This is a genomic window from Paenibacillus sp. NPDC056933, assembly GCF_042674385.1.
Taxonomy (GTDB): Bacteria; Bacillota; Bacilli; order Paenibacillales; family Paenibacillaceae; genus Paenibacillus.
On record NZ_JBHUQN010000002.1, the window covers coordinates 820,421 to 837,186 of the forward strand.

10 protein-coding genes are annotated in these 16,766 nt (G+C 47.9%); 2 read left to right on the plus strand and 8 right to left on the minus strand.

Annotated elements, in window-relative coordinates; all coding sequences use genetic code 11:
* Positions 1-258: 258 nt before the first annotated feature.
* The 6 genes from ACFTRD_RS18625 to ACFTRD_RS18650 all read right to left on the minus strand — a co-directional run bounded on the left by ACFTRD_RS18625 (position 259) and on the right by ACFTRD_RS18650 (position 7,902).
* Positions 259-1,077, minus strand: a complete 819-nt coding sequence (locus ACFTRD_RS18625) for a LytR/AlgR family response regulator transcription factor (protein WP_379382577.1) — start codon at positions 1,075-1,077, stop codon at positions 259-261.
* Positions 1,078-1,087: 10 nt separating this feature from the next.
* A complete protein-coding gene (locus ACFTRD_RS18630; RefSeq protein WP_379383119.1) occupies positions 1,088-2,740 on the minus strand; it encodes a LytS/YhcK type 5TM receptor domain-containing protein in 1,653 nt (550 codons plus the stop codon).
* 468 nt (positions 2,741-3,208) lie between these two features.
* The gene (locus tag ACFTRD_RS18635) at positions 3,209-4,762 is read right to left on the minus strand and encodes an alpha-L-rhamnosidase-related protein (RefSeq protein WP_379382579.1); all 1,554 of its coding nucleotides are present in this window, start codon (positions 4,760-4,762) and stop codon (positions 3,209-3,211) included.
* A 12-nt stretch (positions 4,763-4,774) separates the two neighbouring features.
* Positions 4,775-5,611, minus strand: a complete 837-nt coding sequence (locus ACFTRD_RS18640; protein WP_379382581.1) for a carbohydrate ABC transporter permease — start codon at positions 5,609-5,611, stop codon at positions 4,775-4,777.
* Complete coding sequence (locus tag ACFTRD_RS18645) at positions 5,608-6,486, minus strand: carbohydrate ABC transporter permease (protein ID WP_145322808.1); 879 nt, start codon at positions 6,484-6,486, stop codon at positions 5,608-5,610. Before ACFTRD_RS18645 ends, ACFTRD_RS18640 begins: the two co-directional genes overlap by 4 nt.
* A gap of 84 nt (positions 6,487-6,570) precedes the next feature.
* Positions 6,571-7,902, minus strand: coding sequence for an ABC transporter substrate-binding protein (locus ACFTRD_RS18650; protein ID WP_379382583.1), 1,332 nt, complete (start codon positions 7,900-7,902; stop codon positions 6,571-6,573).
* A 131-nt stretch (positions 7,903-8,033) separates the two neighbouring features.
* Between ACFTRD_RS18650 and ACFTRD_RS18655 the strand changes: the two genes are divergently transcribed.
* The gene (locus tag ACFTRD_RS18655) at positions 8,034-9,842 is read left to right on the plus strand and encodes a sensor histidine kinase (protein ID WP_379382585.1); all 1,809 of its coding nucleotides are present in this window, start codon (positions 8,034-8,036) and stop codon (positions 9,840-9,842) included.
* 8 nt (positions 9,843-9,850) lie between these two features.
* A complete protein-coding gene (locus tag ACFTRD_RS18660; protein ID WP_379382587.1) occupies positions 9,851-11,431 on the plus strand; it encodes a response regulator transcription factor in 1,581 nt (526 codons plus the stop codon).
* A gap of 33 nt (positions 11,432-11,464) precedes the next feature.
* On the opposite strand, the gene ACFTRD_RS18665 is transcribed toward ACFTRD_RS18660, so the two are convergent.
* The gene (locus ACFTRD_RS18665) at positions 11,465-15,922 is read right to left on the minus strand and encodes a glycoside hydrolase family 3 C-terminal domain-containing protein (protein WP_379382589.1); all 4,458 of its coding nucleotides are present in this window, start codon (positions 15,920-15,922) and stop codon (positions 11,465-11,467) included.
* Between the two features lie 463 nt (positions 15,923-16,385).
* A complete protein-coding gene (locus tag ACFTRD_RS18670; RefSeq protein ID WP_109998615.1) occupies positions 16,386-16,673 on the minus strand; it encodes a stage VI sporulation protein F in 288 nt (95 codons plus the stop codon).
* Positions 16,674-16,766: the final 93 nt, after the last annotated feature.

Genomic DNA, 16,766 nt, shown 5'->3' on the forward strand with positions numbered 1-16,766 from the left:
AGCGGATGAAATAGCTGCTTTCATCGTGATCTCCCCTTTGCCGATGTCTAGAGCATTTTGCATCATTCGATTCCAAGCACTAACGGGACAATATGTAGACGAATAAGAACATTTCGATCTGCATATTGCTGATTACAACCGTTCTTTGGATTGATGCAAAATGCTGCATTGAATGCGTTCACAAGCTAATCATACATGAAAGGGGATTCATTACACCGATTTGAGCATGAGTTGCATCAGATGCGGAATGAAATGCCTCTAGATGCGCATGAGCTGCCTGAATTCCTTGACCTTGCCCCGGCTAACAGGCACTTCAGCCTCCAGATCGCGCAAACGAAGCAGATACGTATTGTTAAACCAAGGTACAATTTCACGGATTTGAGACAAATTCACCACGTATGAACGATGGCAGCGGAAAAAGGTTTCCTGCGGCAAACGCCCGTGAAAATCCGAAATGCTGACCGGCATCGTAAACTCACCGTTTTTGGTATACACCTTCGTTACTTTCTCTTGTGCTTCCGCATAATAAATATCGGCAGTGTCTGTCACAATAATATTGTCATTGCGAAGCAAATTGATGCGTCTCTCCTTCTGGGCATTAGATTCCCGATCCTGCATCTGCATGCCGGATACAGACCATTCATCCTTCACTTGCGCTGTATGCTGAGCCTGTCCATCGTCATTGCCACGTTCACGCACCTCTTGCTCATGATCCCGTTTGAATGCCGTTTCGAGTTTTTTCAGCATCGCGGCAATTCGTTTCTCATCATAGGGCTTCAGAATATAGTCAAACGCCTCCAGCTCAAAGGCCTCAGCCGCATGTTCCTTGTACGCCGTAGTGAATACGATATAGGGCTTGCTCGCAAACTTCCCAATATGATGCGCCAGCATCATGCCATCCAATGAAGGAATGTTAATATCAAGAAAAATAACGTCGACTTCCTGCTCCTGCAGAAACTTCAACACATCCAGTCCATCTTCCAGACAATCTACCACTTCAATTTGGCTATGTTCCTGTATCAAATAATTCAGTTCCTCACTTGCCGGAATCTCATCTTCAACAATAAGAGCTCTCATTGGCCATTCATCACCTTGTCACTGCATCTCCTTTGGGTACATCAAATAAAATATCGGTGCCTTGCTCCAGCCGGGTGATCGTTAATCCTTGTCCATAAATGAGCTTCACCCGCCGATGCACATTGTACAACCCGATCTGGTTGCCCGGCATCCGGTCATGGTATACCTGCTCAATAATATCCGCTCCAATCCCTGCACCTGTATCACTGACACCAATTCGCACAAAGTCAGGATAGTCCTGTACCCGAATCCGTACGGTTCCGGGTCCTTTGACCTTGAGAATACCGTGAATGATGGCATTTTCCACAAGGGGCTGGATGACCAGACTTGGGATATGCACAGCTACCTCATCAATCTCATAAATGACGTTAAGCCTGCTGCCAAAACGTGCCTTCTCAATTTCCACATAATTGCGGACCTGCTCCAGCTCCTTGTGAATATCGATAAGTTCATCCGACAACTCCAGATTATAGCGCATATATCCGGACAGATTCACAATCAGTTCGCGCGCCCGATCCGGCTTGGTGCGAATCGATGAAGCAATGGCGTTCAGCGCATTGAATAGAAAATGAGGATGGATTGTGGTCTGCAATGCACGCAGCTCCGCCTTATTGGCCGCAGCCTTGATCTCCTCCACACGTGATACTTCCATCTGGGTGGAGATAATCTGGGACAGGCCCACAGCCATCGTTTGCAACGGATACGTAATCTTGTACGCTTTACGGTAATAGATTTTCAGCGCACCCGTCACTTCGCCCCGCTCTTTGAGCGGAATGATGAGGAGGGAGTGGATATCCGGCGTTTTTTCGTCAATTACATCATTGCTGATCGTAATCTCTCCGCTGGAGATTGTCTTCTTCGTCATCTCGCTAATAATTTCATTGCCGATGTGATACCGTTCCTCACCAAATCCCACATAAGCCAGTACATTTCGGGTATCCGTAATCGCAACCGCATCGGCCTGAATGTCCTCCTGAATAATCCGGCAGATTGTCCGCAGAGAGTCCTCATCAATGGAACGGAAGTATGGCAAGGTCTTATTGGCAATTTCCAGCGCCAACTTGGCCTGACGAGCCGCAATCATTTCCTTTTCCCCTTCCACACTCTGCACCAGCAGAACGATCAGCCCAATGTTCGCCTCACCCAATATCATCGGCAACGCAATCTTCGAGACAATATCGGCACCCAGTGGGTCGGGATAGGAATACAGCAGGATAAGCAGCATCGTAAGTGCTTCACAGACCATTCCGGCGGCAATACCGATCATCCAACGCTTCGACTTGGGCGTATACTTATGTATATACCCGGAGACCAGACCTGCAAGGATACTCGTAATCAGACACGGGATCGCCGTAACGCCATCCATATCGATCAAGTACCGATGCACCCCGGAGACAATCCCCGTAATGATGCCCACAGGCGCTCCAAACAGAATGCCGCCAGACATGATCGCAATAATGCGCACATTCACCAGCGAACCTTCCACATTAATGCCGGTATACGTGCCAAAGATGGCAAATGCACAGAATAACAACGTAACCGCAATGTACTCCTGCCATCTCAATTTTCCCTTTTGCAAAATCTGTCTAAACCGAGGTACCCTCGACAGAAAGAATAAAAATATAATCAGCAGTGCCGCCCGTTCAAACAACCCCAGCAGCATCGTAAACATCTCCGTCAATCTGACTTCCTCCACATCCGTCAAAAATAACGCCCTCATCGCAGCAGCGTTTTCCTCACCTTGAAATCCATATATGCTCGTATGCAACAGTTTACCGCTCCAATAGGAGGAAAGCAAAGTCGATCCTGTGAAAATGAAATGCAAAAGGATAGCGACACGCTAAGCGATCATCTGCTCGCATTCTGAGAATTATCTTCAGTATTTCGATTCTCGTACTGATTGTTGAACACTGCATAATCGAAACAGTACCTTATAATACAATTTAAATTTAGTATTTATGGCATCCTGATTAGCAACCACATTTTTTTGTTAGAACATGATGAGATAAAAGCAGGAACTGCAAAAGGTAAAAAGGCCAACCAGAATGTTCTGGCTGACCTCATGATAGAAAACCAAGATGGCGATTTTTTTATTCGACTCGCCCGACATCGTACGCCCATATCAGCATGATTATGAAAAGTTTCTCCTTATAAAATAACTTGGCGTACAGCTCCAAGCATGGCAATAACTGTTGACCAAATTGCTGCCATAAGGAGAATACGTTTTGTCGTCCGGGTCGTAGAGCTCCCAGAAAGTGTCCGCTCCATCCTTCAGCATGCCGCCCCAATACCTTCGGATCTGCTCCAGTGCCTTCCCTGCTTCCCCGCACATAATCAATGCGTCAACATAATGATGTACCATGTACGGCGTGGTCATACCAATAGCTTCGCCTTTACCGGGTAACCGATCAAGTAATTGCCGGGCAGCGGGAGCATCCATGATCTCAGACAGAACCATCCACACTTGCGATGCCCAGGATACCTGTCTTTTTTCACCACTGACGAAAAAGCCCTGTTCACCATCCCACAGATGTGTGAGAGCTGCTTGCTCAGCGTCTTTGATATGCGTGTTAATCCATTCCTCATGCTCCGGCAGCCTCAACTCCTGGGCAATCCGCCTTCCCTTTTTCAAGCTATAGATGAGCACTGCCTGAGCCCCCGCCTGTTTATTTAATTCTTCATGCCAGTCCAGAAAACAATACCACGTATCGTCATCCCGTACGATGCCCCGCGCATCGAGCCGGTTAAGCCCAATGTCAATCTGTTCTCGAGCCACCGGCCAGAGTTCTTTCAGCGTTTCCCTGTCCTTGGTAGCTTCAAAATAGTCCCATAACGTCGCAATAAAGAATAACGCATAGTCATATAGGTAAATGTCGTCCACGTACGGTTCCTGTTGCTCGTACAAACAGGCTCCTACTTGGCCGCCCTCCAATCTTGTTCCGGCAAAGAGATATAGACAGCGCTTGACGAGATCATTACAGCCAAAGGTTTCATAATTGACGAGGGCCTGAAGGCGAAGATCTCCGATCCATAACCGACGATCGCGCTTCGGCCCGTCTTCAAATACCGTCTGCATGCAATCCCGAAGCGTCTCCACGGCCACACGATCCATTTCTGCCAGCTCCGGGTCAATACCTTCTGGCAATTGTGGTACCATCTCCATGTCTGCTGAGGTCACCGTCATGCAATATATATCGTTAATTCGAATATCGTAACGGATCGACGTTTCTACCACCTCGACATTCAGGTACCTAAAGGCATAGCGACGGTTTAGGGTTAGCGTGCCGGGTAATACGTCCACATTAACGATCTCATCCTGGAGCCACGAACGGCTAAGCCAACCCGAATATTCTGCAAAATCCTCACCCACCTCACAAGGCATTTCTCCGAATGTGAGCTTCAATCTGAGGGGTGCATCTGCATTGCTACGCTCGTTAAGAAGCGACAAGGTCAGGTAGCCGACGAGATGCTCCCCGAAATCCAGCGTGACACTGTCTCCTTTGCACAGCACTTGATCGGACAAGTGTTCCGCTGCGCCAATTGTCTCGATACGCCATCCCTGAAAAGCCGCCGCATCCGGAACTGCACTCACGATATGTTGTGGATAAACCTTTTGCTGGTGAAGCTCCGGAATCATCCCTTGCGCTTTATCCAGCCAAGCTGTGTTGATTACTTTTTCACGCATTACAATGCCCCCTTATCCTTTGACCGCCCCAACGGTCATGCCACCGATAAAATATTTTTGCAGGAACAAAAACGCCAGCAGCAACGGCAGTGCGCACAGAAAGCACGCTGCAAACAGGACATTCCACTGCGTGGGATTTTGCTGATCACCCAAAAATCCGAGCATGGCCAGCGGTAACGGTGAATCTCCTGCGCTGGAAATAAAGATCATATTGAAGAAATAATCGTTCCAGATCCATACACCTTGCGTAATAATGACCGAAACCGTTACCGGAATGAGCAAGGGGAACACCACGGTCCAGAAACGTTGGAATAATCCAGCCCCGTCGATGTGTGCTGCTTCTTCTACCTCCTCAGGTACACCGCTTCGAATGAAGCCCGTGTACAGGAAAGTTGAAAACGGCAGACTGCACGTAATGAACATGAAAATAGGCGTATATTGATTCGTTGGAATATGTAGCGCATTAATCATTTGTACAATAGGTATCAATACCATTTGCGCAGGGACCACGAGTCCGGACAAAAAAAACAAATACATGAACTTGCTCAGCTTTGTCTTCAGTCGGGCCATAGGGTAGGACGCCATCGCCGCAAACAGGACAACGAACACGACCGATACGCCGGTTAACACCATGCTGTTCCACAGCGCTTCCGGAAAGTGCATGCGGTCAAAGGCAGCCTTGTAACTTGCAAAGGACATATCCTGGAACAGGACCAGCGGATTCGTGTTATTGCTTGGATCTCGGAGTGATGTCGAAAAGGCAATAATTAACGGAATCAGGTTTAACGCCATCACCAACAAGACGACGACCTGAACGGACCCTTTCCCCAAAACTTTACGAAGCGTCATGCCGACACCTCCCGTTTGTTCATTTTTAGTACAAACACAGCGGTAATGACGATAATCACGGCAAAGGAAATGACGCCAAGAGCCGAAGCTTTACCAAAGAGCTGTTCGGTAAATGCCATCTTGTAGATGGTATAAATCAGCGTGTTGGTAGCCGTGCCTGGACCGCCATTTGTCATGATAAACGGGAAGTCGAACGCTTTGAGTCCATTGATTAAACTTAACGTCACGTTGATTGTAATCGCTGTTGCCAGTAATGGAATCTTCACATGTCGCAGCAATCTCCAGGAGCCGCAGCCATCAATCCGCCCGGCTTCCAACAGGTCGCTCGGAACAGTCTGTAGTCCTGCAAGGAAGATAATCATTGTCGTTCCGATCGTCTTCCAAATTTCCACGAAGATAATCGAATACAGCGCGGTCGAGTAATCACCCAGGAAATTCAGTTCGTTTGCGATACCCAGTTTATCGAGAAAGGAAGAGATCAGTCCGTAATCGGGCATATAGACATAACTCCACAAAAATCCGACGACGATCGCACTGAACAATGTGGGAATATACGCCAGGGAACGGTAAATCCCGGTTCCTCTTATTTTCATGTTTAACAGCAGAGCCATTGCCAAACCGATGATATTGCCAGCTATGACGGTGACGAACGTATAGATCAGTGTATTTTTCAATGAAATGCCCAGGATGTCGCTGCGAAACAATTCCTTATAGTTGTCGAGACCGATATAGTTATAGGCTTGGGCGTACCCGTTATAGTCCGTTATGCTGTACTGGAACAACCGCAGGATCGGGAAGATCCAGAAGGTCAGGTAGAAGATCAATGCCGGCAAGGCAAACCAGTACATGGACTTTTTCATTACAGTAGAGCTCATCCTGCTCCATCCTTTCCAAGAGGGCCTGCGGCAAGGGAAGAAGGACAACCTTTCTCCCCCTTACAGCAGACAGCATCGTTTTTTCTAGTTTTTCCACAGTTCTCTGAACTTGGTTTCCATGGCGTTTGCCACATCTTCTGGCGTTGTTTTCTGTCCAGCGATAATCTCGGCAAACTTTGCCTGCATGACATCCGATACTCCGGCTGGCCACATCTGGTTGCTGAAGTAGACGGAATTTCCAGTTTGTTGATAGTTGTCATTCACTTCCTTGAACAATTCATTTTCAAGTTTTACGTCCTTATACACGCTGATGGAACTGTTGGCTTCCACAAATGCCTTGAACAGATCTGATTCACCATCGAACAGGTAGTTCAGTACTTCCTTGGCTGCATCCAGGTTTGCCGATTTGGCGTTCAAAGCGTATCCCGCAGATGTCGCAGCAGACACAAACACCGGCTGTTCCGGCTCGTTACCTGGCAATGAGGCGAATCCGCGAGTAAATTCGGCAGCGCCTTTGGAAACCATGGAGGCATAGTCCCATGTTCCCGTAAAGGTCATTGCTGCTTGCCCATCGATAAACAACTGTGCAGATTGGGCACTACCAATGCCAAGGGAGTTTTTCACCACATAGTTCTTGTCATAGAGCTCTTTGTACTTGGAGATCGTTTGAACCCACTTGGGATCAGTCAACGATTTTTCGCCTTTCTGGAGTTTTACATCAAAATCCATCTCATTTGGATAGACAACATTGGCAGCAATCGGATACATCCCGAATTGAATCATCCAAGGGTCTTTGTCACCCATCGCAATTGGCGTTACGCCTGATGCCTGCAGCTTTTGACACAACTCCAGAAACGAAGGCCAATCCTTCGGAAACTCGGAATATCCTGCCTGTTGTAACAACTCCTTATTGTAATAAACGCCCAGGAAGTCTAGCCCTTTGGCTACTCCATAAGGTTTTCCTTCATAGGACATATCCGCCTTCGCGCCTTGGCTGATGTTGTCCCAGAACTTCAGATCGGATAGATCAGCAGCAAATCCTGCCTTTGCAAAATCATTGACGCCGCCAGCTGCATTCTTTGGAAAAATCAAGAACATATCCGGCCCCTGTCCAGCCGCAAGCTTGGTACGTACGGATGTATTGTACTGATCATCAGGCAATTTCTGCACTTCAAGGGTAATGTTCGGAAACTTCTCTTTTACCAGACGCGGCAAGGTTTCCAACTCGAAATCCTCTCCATCAGACGCCTTGTTTCCCGATAGCATCATCGTTAACGTAATTGGCTTTTCTGACTCATCTGTACTTCCGTTGTTGGCATCTGTACCGCTCCCCTCCTGGCTACTGGAGCTACATGCGCTCAGAAACATCATGAGGAGTACCAAAGTCAGGGACCACAGTCGTTTTCTTTTTTTCATCTTGTCATTCCCCCAATTCATGTTTATTCTTGCTTTGTGCACATTCTCATCATACGGCGGGCAAAAGTGCATTTGCTTTGGCTCGTATGGTGCACTATTTTTAGAATTGACAAATGGCGGGAGGAGCACGTATGATTCTGTTCAACATCAAAACTAAACTTTTTCTGGTCCTCGTCCTCGTATCGATCGTGCCAATTATCGTCGTTTCTGTCAGTTCCTATCGCAGTTACACGAAGCTGGTGAATGAGCAGACCTCTCTCGTGACGTCGACAACTATAGGTAATTCGGTCAAGAGCATGGAGGAAATTTTGCAGAACATCGACCGGATCTCCGTCACACTCCTTCAGCAGTCTTCCAATGCAACCGCTTACAGTACTGTGAGCGATGAACTAATCAAGTTGAACGGTACCAACGATCAATATGAAATCTTCATGATCCGCAGCAAATTGAAATTGATCTTTGAAAACATTCTGCTTGGCTACAATTACATCAATGGTTTGTACCTTTTCACACCAGATGGCAAATGGATAAGCTATGGCAGTAGCGGCACAGACCTACGCCTCGATTATGTCGCACTTCGCGATGAGTGGTATCTGAATACGATAGAGCGTAAAGGAGATTTATATATTGGTGAAGTTGGCATTAAACCTTACATCATTAATGCCAAGGAATCTATTGGCTTCTCCAGAGCTCTCTACGATCCCAACAACAACGAGTTCCTAGGCGTGTTTATGCTGGATTGCAGTATGAACATTTTTGACGGTCTAAAACGTAATCCGGCACCAAGCTTGTCCAATCTATATCTGGCGAACGACGCTGGCGAGATCTTGTACTCCAGCGACGGAAGTAGAGTTAGCACTCCTCTTTCCGATACTCTGGCTGCGGCAACTCACCAAGTCGGCAGCAATTCACAGTACAAATCCATCCAAGATAACATGATGACGGTAATCCAGAAGGTTCCCGGCCGCAATTGGAACGTGATTGCCAACATCTCTATGGATCGGCTGTATGAGGAGTACAATATCTCGCAAAAGTTGCTGTTCTACGTGGCCATAAGTTGTGCCGTCATTTTCCTTCTACTTTCCTTTTTCTTGTCCAACCTGATCACCAAACCCATCATCGAATTGACCAAACTGATGCGTAAAACCAAATCTCATCGTTTTGTGACCATCAAGCCTCAAGTAACGAGGCAAGTAGACGAGATTGGAATCCTTTACCATGAGTTCAATAAAATGATGAAAGATATCGATACGCATATCCGAGAGAGTTACCAGAATAAGATCCTGATGCTGGACTCCCAAATGAAGGCATTGGAAGCACAGATCAACTCCCATTTTCTCTACAATACGCTGGAGTCGATTAATAGCATTGCCGAGATCGAAGAAGTAGAGAGTATTGTGGTGATGACCAAGTCCCTCGGGGACATGTTCCGCTACAGCATCAAAACGGACAGCGAGCTGGTCGCGGTCAGCGAAGAAATTCAGCATGTAGAGAACTACATGGCCATCCAGCAGATTCGGTATGGTGACAAGTTCGCGTTCAACCTCAATGTGGACCCGGAAATTCGGAGTCGTCGCATGCTGAAGCTTCTGTTGCAGCCACTTGTGGAAAATGCCATCTATCACGGGTTGGAGAACAAACGTGGGAAGGGTTCCGTCACCATTACCGGTTTGTTTCAGGGGGACAGCATCGTGTTCGAGATCTGGGACGATGGCGTTGGCATGTCCTCAACACAAGCAGAGGAACTTCGACATTTGCTGCAGCAGCCACCTGAATTCGTCGCTGTTGGTCAAAGGCATAAACAGAGCATCGGCATCAAAAACGTGCATTCACGAATTGCTTTGTATTATGGAGAGGGTTACGGCCTTTCGTTTCATACCGATTTGAATACAGGAACTCGAATTACACTCGAAATTCCGGCCAATTGGGAAAAGAGGTGACCAAAGAGATGTACACGTATATCGTTGTGGACGATGAGCCCTTGATTCGCAAAGGCTTGTTGAAAAAAATTGGGACTTTTGATCACTCGCTTAAGCTCTTAGGCGAAGCAGATAACGGTGCAGATGCCTTGGCTATGATTGAATCGTTCAAGCCGGACATTATCTTTACGGACATGCGCATGCCTGAGGTCGACGGCAAGCTATTGATCAGGACAGTATGCCAGCAATATCCGCACATCAAGTTAATTGTCATTAGCGGACATACTGATTTTGATTACATGCAAGAGGCAATCGCTGCGAAAGTTGTAAATTACCTGCTGAAACCTTTTAGCCGGGACGAGATCCACGGTACGCTTAACCAAGCCATCCATGCCATCGAACAGGAGCGCTCTCTTCAGCGGGAAGTCGTTCTAAGAGAAGTGGAAACGGAGCAGATGAAAAGGGATGCGGACATGCAAACCTTCCTGAATTATGTGCTCGCTCCCCATTCTTCCGTCAAAACACCTGTGTTTCGCTCTGCGGAATTTGCCGACATCATGGCATCTGACCAGTTCATTTTATTGACGATTTATGGTCCTCAACCGCTTACAGCACATCAACTACCTACCTTTTCGAATGGCCTGTACATTCCTCATCCACAAACGGATCAGCTACTGTTTTTCCTGATGCATGATCTGGGTAGCACAGGCCACCTGAATTTGCAGAAAATGGCGGCACAAACAGCGAATATAATTTTGTCCAAATCCGAAACTACGGATTGTTGTGTGGGGATCAGCTTGCCGCATACAGGCATTGGTGGCGTCCGAGAAGCTCACCATCAAACGATCCTTGCGTTGGACGAACGAGCCATTACCGATTTCGGCAAATGTTACGTATTTTCACAGGAGCAAATTCCTTTACATCAACTGAAGTGGACTCGAACGTATGAACTGTTATTTTTTATAGAGAGCGGGAATGTGCCGAAGGTGGAAGAGCTCCTCACCGATTTCTTTGCCTTCTACATACGTCAGCCTGACGCCTTGCTTTCCCACCTGAAAGAGCAGTGCAGAGACATTATTACGGAAACCAAACGACTGCTGAGTAACTATATCCAGAACGGAGGTAACAGTAGCGCCTCTTCCAGCTTGGAGGCCGTCCTGAACGTATCGTTCGATATGGAGTGCATTAGGAATTATATGGTAAAGGTGCTAACGGGAACAGCTCTTCTGCTTAAGGAAGATAACCCTTATGCATCAGATCAAGTGATCGATAATGTCAGGACATATATTGAGATTCACTATACCAAGGATTTAACGCTGGAATGGGTATCATCCCTGTTCTACCTGAACCCGAGTTATCTCAGTTATTTATTTAAAGAAAAGACATCCGAGAACTTTACTGATTACGTAAACCGACTACGGATCAGGCAAGCCAAGCAGCTCTTAACGAGCACAGACGATAAAATCTACCGGGTTGCCAAACAGCTGGGTTACGACAATCCAAAATATTTTTTTCGAGTGTTTAAAAAATTGACCGGTTGGACCCCAGAGGAATACCGAAAGCAACACAAATCCTTCACCGCAAACAACAAGGAACCAGGCCATGCATGATGGCCCAGTTCCTTGTTTTCGTTGTTGTGGTTCTTAGCGATCCAGCCGTTCTACTATCCGGTCATGCACACGGACAATGACAGTTGCAAGTTGTGCCCGTGTAAGGGTGCTCTGTGGTTGTAGCAGTTTATCCGGCGTACCTTGGAATATACCAAGCTGAATGGCCGTTGCCATGACTGCCCGGTTATATGGTGTCAGCTGGGCCTGATCCTTAAAATCTTCCAGCCATGATTCAACCTCTGCTTCCGGCAGTTTCGTATCCACTCCAGACAAGTTCAGTGCACGAACGAGCACCATTGCCATGTCCTCACGTGACATTGGAGAATTCGGCAGGTACTGCCCTTCTTCCATTAAGCCATATTCCTTGGAGGCTCGCAAAATCGGATCAAACCACTTCTCGTTTGCTGCCGCTCCCCCTGGCTCAATGCCTAACGCATTCAAGGCAGCCATCAACGTTTGGGCTGATGTTGTCGTTCCCTGGGGTTGCATGCGGCGTTCCGATACGCCATTGATCAACAGCAAGCTGTTGGCTTTGGCTAAGTCTTTGGCATACCAGGCCGAAGGTTTAACGTCAACAAATTCGCGGAGGGAGTGAATAGCAACGTAGGTGCCTCCTTGGTTTAGCAGTACTTTCCATACCTTGTTTCCGTTTGTGTCTTTGGTCAACACGCCGGGCACCGGCGTAAGTTGGCCTCCTGCCCCAACGTATGCGATTGTTGTGGAGTTTGCAGCTACGACATCGTTAACAGGCAGCGTTGCAATGACATACGTGTTCTGCTTATCTTTGATGGATACGTTCCATGGATCGCCGATGACCCGGGTGCCAGGTGAGCGGATACTCGCTGCCTTAGCTAGATCAGCAACATCTCCCGTTTGCACCGTCACGACAGCAGAAACATTGTCTTCCGAATCCGTTTGGCCTTCAGTCTCGGACCCGGATGCTGGTGGCTTAACAGGAGTTCCAACACTACCTGATCCAGGCGTGCTTGGCGAATCAGGATTCGTTCCTGGATTTGTGCCTGGACTTCCTGGGTTCGTTCCCGGTTCTTTCAACGTAAATGACAAACCGTCAATCCGAAGATCCGGTTCATGAAACACCAGATACAGATCATGCACGCCGCTCACAGCAGCAGAAATATCAACCTCCACGTCAACGTATCCTAATTCCTTGACCGTTACGTTAGCATTACTAATCTTGTAGGAGACAGGTTCTGTCACCGGTACGTTCCATACAGCAAGCGGTACGGTATCGAGCGCATCCGCATGCAATGAGATCGTGCCTCCCTGTACATTGGATGCGACAGATGCCTTCACCTTCTGCGCACCTGTCAGGTCAGCCTTAGGCAACGCGATCCACGATCCATTTTGTTTGGACCGAACTGCGTAGTAGCCTCCAACAATCACTTTGGCTTTTAATTGGGCTGCCGTGCGTCCCTTGGATACTTCGTGGTAAACTACTTCGTTCGAAGCAAACGCATGATCAAATACATTTATGGGCTGGGTAAGGGATAAGGTCGCAACCGACTTCCCACCAATGCTTAATGCCTTCGACGCTTGCACGTCTGCATCCCCAGCCGAGGTCCCAATCATGAAGTCATAACTGCCTTGTTCGACGATCCATCCACTCCGATTCACATCCCATAATGCCAGCGTTTGTGGATCGACCTGCAACAGGACTTCTTTTGTTTCACCCGGAGCGAAATGGACCTTCTCAAATGCCACCAGTTTCTTTTTGGGCGCATATGCGCCGTATGCGGAACTCCCGTTACGGGCGTACAGCTGCACGACCTCGGAAGTGGCCACATCTCCTGTATTGCTTACTCGGATCGACACCGTGAAAGGTTCGTCTCCCGTAACAGAAGACGGTACGGTCAGGGAATCGTACGTAAAATCAGCATATGATAATCCGTAGCCAAACGGATAGGTCACCTTGGCATCCGTATACATATAAGTCAACTCAGATTCAATGGGGTCTGCATTCGTCATATCAACCGTAAATCGCGGGTCGATGTCGTCAAGTCCAGTAGAGTTCCCTTCCGGTACGACATAAGAACTAATAGATGGAAAAGCATCCATGCCTGCATACCATGTGGACGTCAGGCGGCCTGTCGGCGCGTAATCTCCGTACAACACCTGGGCCAGAGCATACGAATCGTATTGACCGCCATATGGCTGGTAGACGATCGCTGAGACGTTGGGGTTGTTATGAATGCGTTCCATGCTTACAGGGAAGCTCGATTTAACCACGACAACGGTTTTCTTACCTTCGGCTGCAAAGGCAGCAGACACTTTCTCGACCAGTTCATAATCAGCTTCACCCATATCTAGGCTTGAGCGGTCATTGCCCTCGCCTGCGCTATGGCGTGGAATTGCTCCAACAAATACGATGGCATAATCGTCCTCTGTGGCTCTTGCTGCTGCCTCTTCGCCCACGCTCTTCACAACGGTCTTCTCAAACTTCGCCTCGTCCGGGCGATTTGCAGCATTATCCTTGCTACCCAGTGGAGATGATGCTGTTACGAGCTTACCCGTATCATCTACCTTGATGAAGCGTCCATTGGCGTAATACCAGTTAGTAAAGTCCCCGGAGAAACCCGTTCGGTACCCATTGGCAACCATGGACAATGATCCGTCCTCATTGCTTTCCATTCGCAGTGTTGGCGGTATGGCACTCGTGTCACCCATCATCTCAGGAAGGCTCCAATCGTTGTTCGTCAGATTCAGACTGGTACGATCCGTATTGCCAACTGCTGCATGATTTGTCGCAGGGGAAGTCACCCAACGCTGATTATACAGCGACAATAAACTTGAACCCGCTTGACCCCAATCGTACACACGGAACAAGTGGGATGAGTCGGCCTCATCTGGCGTATCCGCAGTTGTGATGAGCTGCGCTCCCTCCGTGCCTACATTCGGACTATACACGTCCGCCGTGACCGTTTGTTGATTCGCTTTAGAGGTTAGTGCAATGACTTCATTTCCCGGAGCATAGTTTACGTTACTGCTACCATTCATTTTAATGATGGAGAGCAGTGGAGATTCACCGGAGTTTTCCAGCGCAGGTGTCGTGCCAACTGAATACGTCGTCTTGAAGCGTGCGTCAGCATACACCCCTGTAACAGCAACGTCATTTCCTTTTTCCAGCGGAAGTGTGCCGTCATTTTTCAACAAAACAACGCTCTCCTGTGCCGCTTGAAGTGCTATTTCCTGATGGTTCATTTGGTTATAATCGGAAGGCGGAGATGTTCTGACGTCCCTTGCTTCCTGGGCAAAAGGATAGTTTTGCGGTATGCCCTGATCATCGGTTTCATTAAAAATCCCCAAACGCACCAGCTGGTTTACATGTGGTCTGGCTGCTTCTATAAGCTCTTCCTCGGTAATTCCATATTCCCCCTGCTCCACGAGCGCCACCAGATCGGTTACATCCGCAGGTGTTGTCCCTGACGGCCGACCCGCATTCGCCTGGGCAAGCGCCATGAGAACCGTTGCATGACCGCGGTCCACGGCATAGCGGTCGTCATACCCGTTTCCAAGTTGGTTCGCGTTGGACACGATCGCATCTCCATTGAAATCAGGTGAACTGTATACGCCATATTTCGCATCCATATTGGCCAATAGTTGAAGAGGAGATAGAATGTTTGGAATGCCGTTTGTCCGTCCATAAGATGTCATCGTGCCCGCCAGCGCACCCGATTCAAACCCAGGGAGCGCGGCTCTCGTTTGGTACTCAAACAACGAACGCGCGCTTGCGCTGTTATTCGCCGTCTGCCTGAACCACTGTGCGTTATAGACGGAATAATGCTTTGTACCCACCGCGGCTCTCATCCAGAATCCATTTTCACTGGTGGACTGGTCGATTCCGCTAAGCCCCGAGGCCATCTTATCGATCAAGACCCCGGCCATATTCGGGTCCTCAGAGAACCCTTCATCGAAGCGACCACTAAGCGGATTGATACGCATATCGCTGACAACAGTGAACGCAACACTGAGGGAAGGATCGTTGCCCCCGTGGATGTTGGATTCACCTTGCTTGACCTTCAATTTACTGATTTTCTCGTTACCCATCACTTCACCGATATCGGACAAAAGCTCTTTGTTCCAGCTCTGTCCCATGCCAATCAGGGCAGGAAAATCGGTCGAAACACCCTGAACATTATCAGCAGCAGATAACGCGCCTGGAATGACCTTGCCCGCATGTTTCCCCTGTGTTAATGTGTAATGATTTCGCGAACCCGTCACATAAACGGCTGGACCTTCGAGGCCAGTGTATTCGAAATAGGTGTCTACGTATGCATCCAGATGCTCTGGCACGCCATCGAATAATGGCATCCCGTCAAAGACACCTCCCTGCTGAGTTTGGAACTTTAACGTACTTGTCGTAGATGCTGATAGTGGCATGGCTCCCCAGGACCCCCATGTCAGACTGACCACGGTGATGACGGCAATCACTTTGCCGCCCATCTTCTGCTTGAAACCTCTAGTCAAAGTCAATGTTAACCCTCCTCTATTTGTAATCGCTTACAATTTGGTACTTACTCATTATAGTTGGAGGAATGGTACATTTTGTTTATGGGTTGAGGTACAGTATTTTTAGATATCATGCAACGAAAATTCAACCGGGAAGCTGCCACAAGACTTGTCCCTGGCTTTAACGTTAAAAAGGGCGGTCCATAAGTCATCTTTCTGACTTTGGACCGCCCTTACCTGAAATTACTTCAAACACATTCGATGTAATTTGGTTTTATAAAATGAACTCCCAGCAACACAGTAACGGAGAGTGCAGAACCAATCTGGAGAAGCGAAGCGCTCGCCTTTATCCCCGGATTTTACCCCTTCAAAGGGTAATTCAAAAAAATCCGGGGATAACAGCGATCGAAAGATGGTACTGCACTCGTAGTGGCCACGTGTAACACCCTGTAGTTCATTTTAACCCACCCAACATTACATCGAATCCCTACCTAAACATGCCCCACAGCTTAATCAAATGAAACGTATTGTTCGGATCGATCTTCTGCGCGAGAACAAAAGCAACGAATTGTTCCTCCTGAGCCGTAGAAAAATTCTCATTCAAAATGACCGCTGACGACTTGACCAGTCTTCTCACCTTGGCCTTATCCTGCAAATCAGACTTGGTAACCCCATCTATCAGCTTTTTGATACGCTCTTTGACAGCGGGATTTTTCATCTTCGTTTTGATCCGCTCCACCAGCTGCGGACTGATTCCATATTGTTGATAACCCAAAACGTACAGCACCTCCTGAATAATGAACTCACTTCTTATTCATATGACAGAAGGGCCTGTACACTTGACATTTTCCCACGGAAAATGTGGAAT

Bases quoted from the DNA above. Each gene is read 5' to 3' on its own strand.
- ACFTRD_RS18625 (WP_379382577.1), bottom strand. From the start codon at position 1,077: ATGAGAGCTCTTATTGTTGAAGATGAGATTCCGGCAAGTGAGGAACTG.
- ACFTRD_RS18630 (WP_379383119.1), bottom strand. From the start codon at position 2,740: ATGCTGCTGGGGTTGTTTGAACGGGCGGCACTGCTGATTATATTTTTA.
- ACFTRD_RS18635 (WP_379382579.1), bottom strand. From the start codon at position 4,762: ATGCGTGAAAAAGTAATCAACACAGCTTGGCTGGATAAAGCGCAAGGG.
- ACFTRD_RS18640 (WP_379382581.1), bottom strand. From the start codon at position 5,611: ATGACGCTTCGTAAAGTTTTGGGGAAAGGGTCCGTTCAGGTCGTCGTC.
- ACFTRD_RS18645 (WP_145322808.1), bottom strand. From the start codon at position 6,486: ATGAGCTCTACTGTAATGAAAAAGTCCATGTACTGGTTTGCCTTGCCG.
- ACFTRD_RS18650 (WP_379382583.1), bottom strand. From the start codon at position 7,902: ATGAAAAAAAGAAAACGACTGTGGTCCCTGACTTTGGTACTCCTCATG.
- ACFTRD_RS18655 (WP_379382585.1), top strand. From the start codon at position 8,034: ATGATTCTGTTCAACATCAAAACTAAACTTTTTCTGGTCCTCGTCCTC.
- ACFTRD_RS18660 (WP_379382587.1), top strand. From the start codon at position 9,851: ATGTACACGTATATCGTTGTGGACGATGAGCCCTTGATTCGCAAAGGC.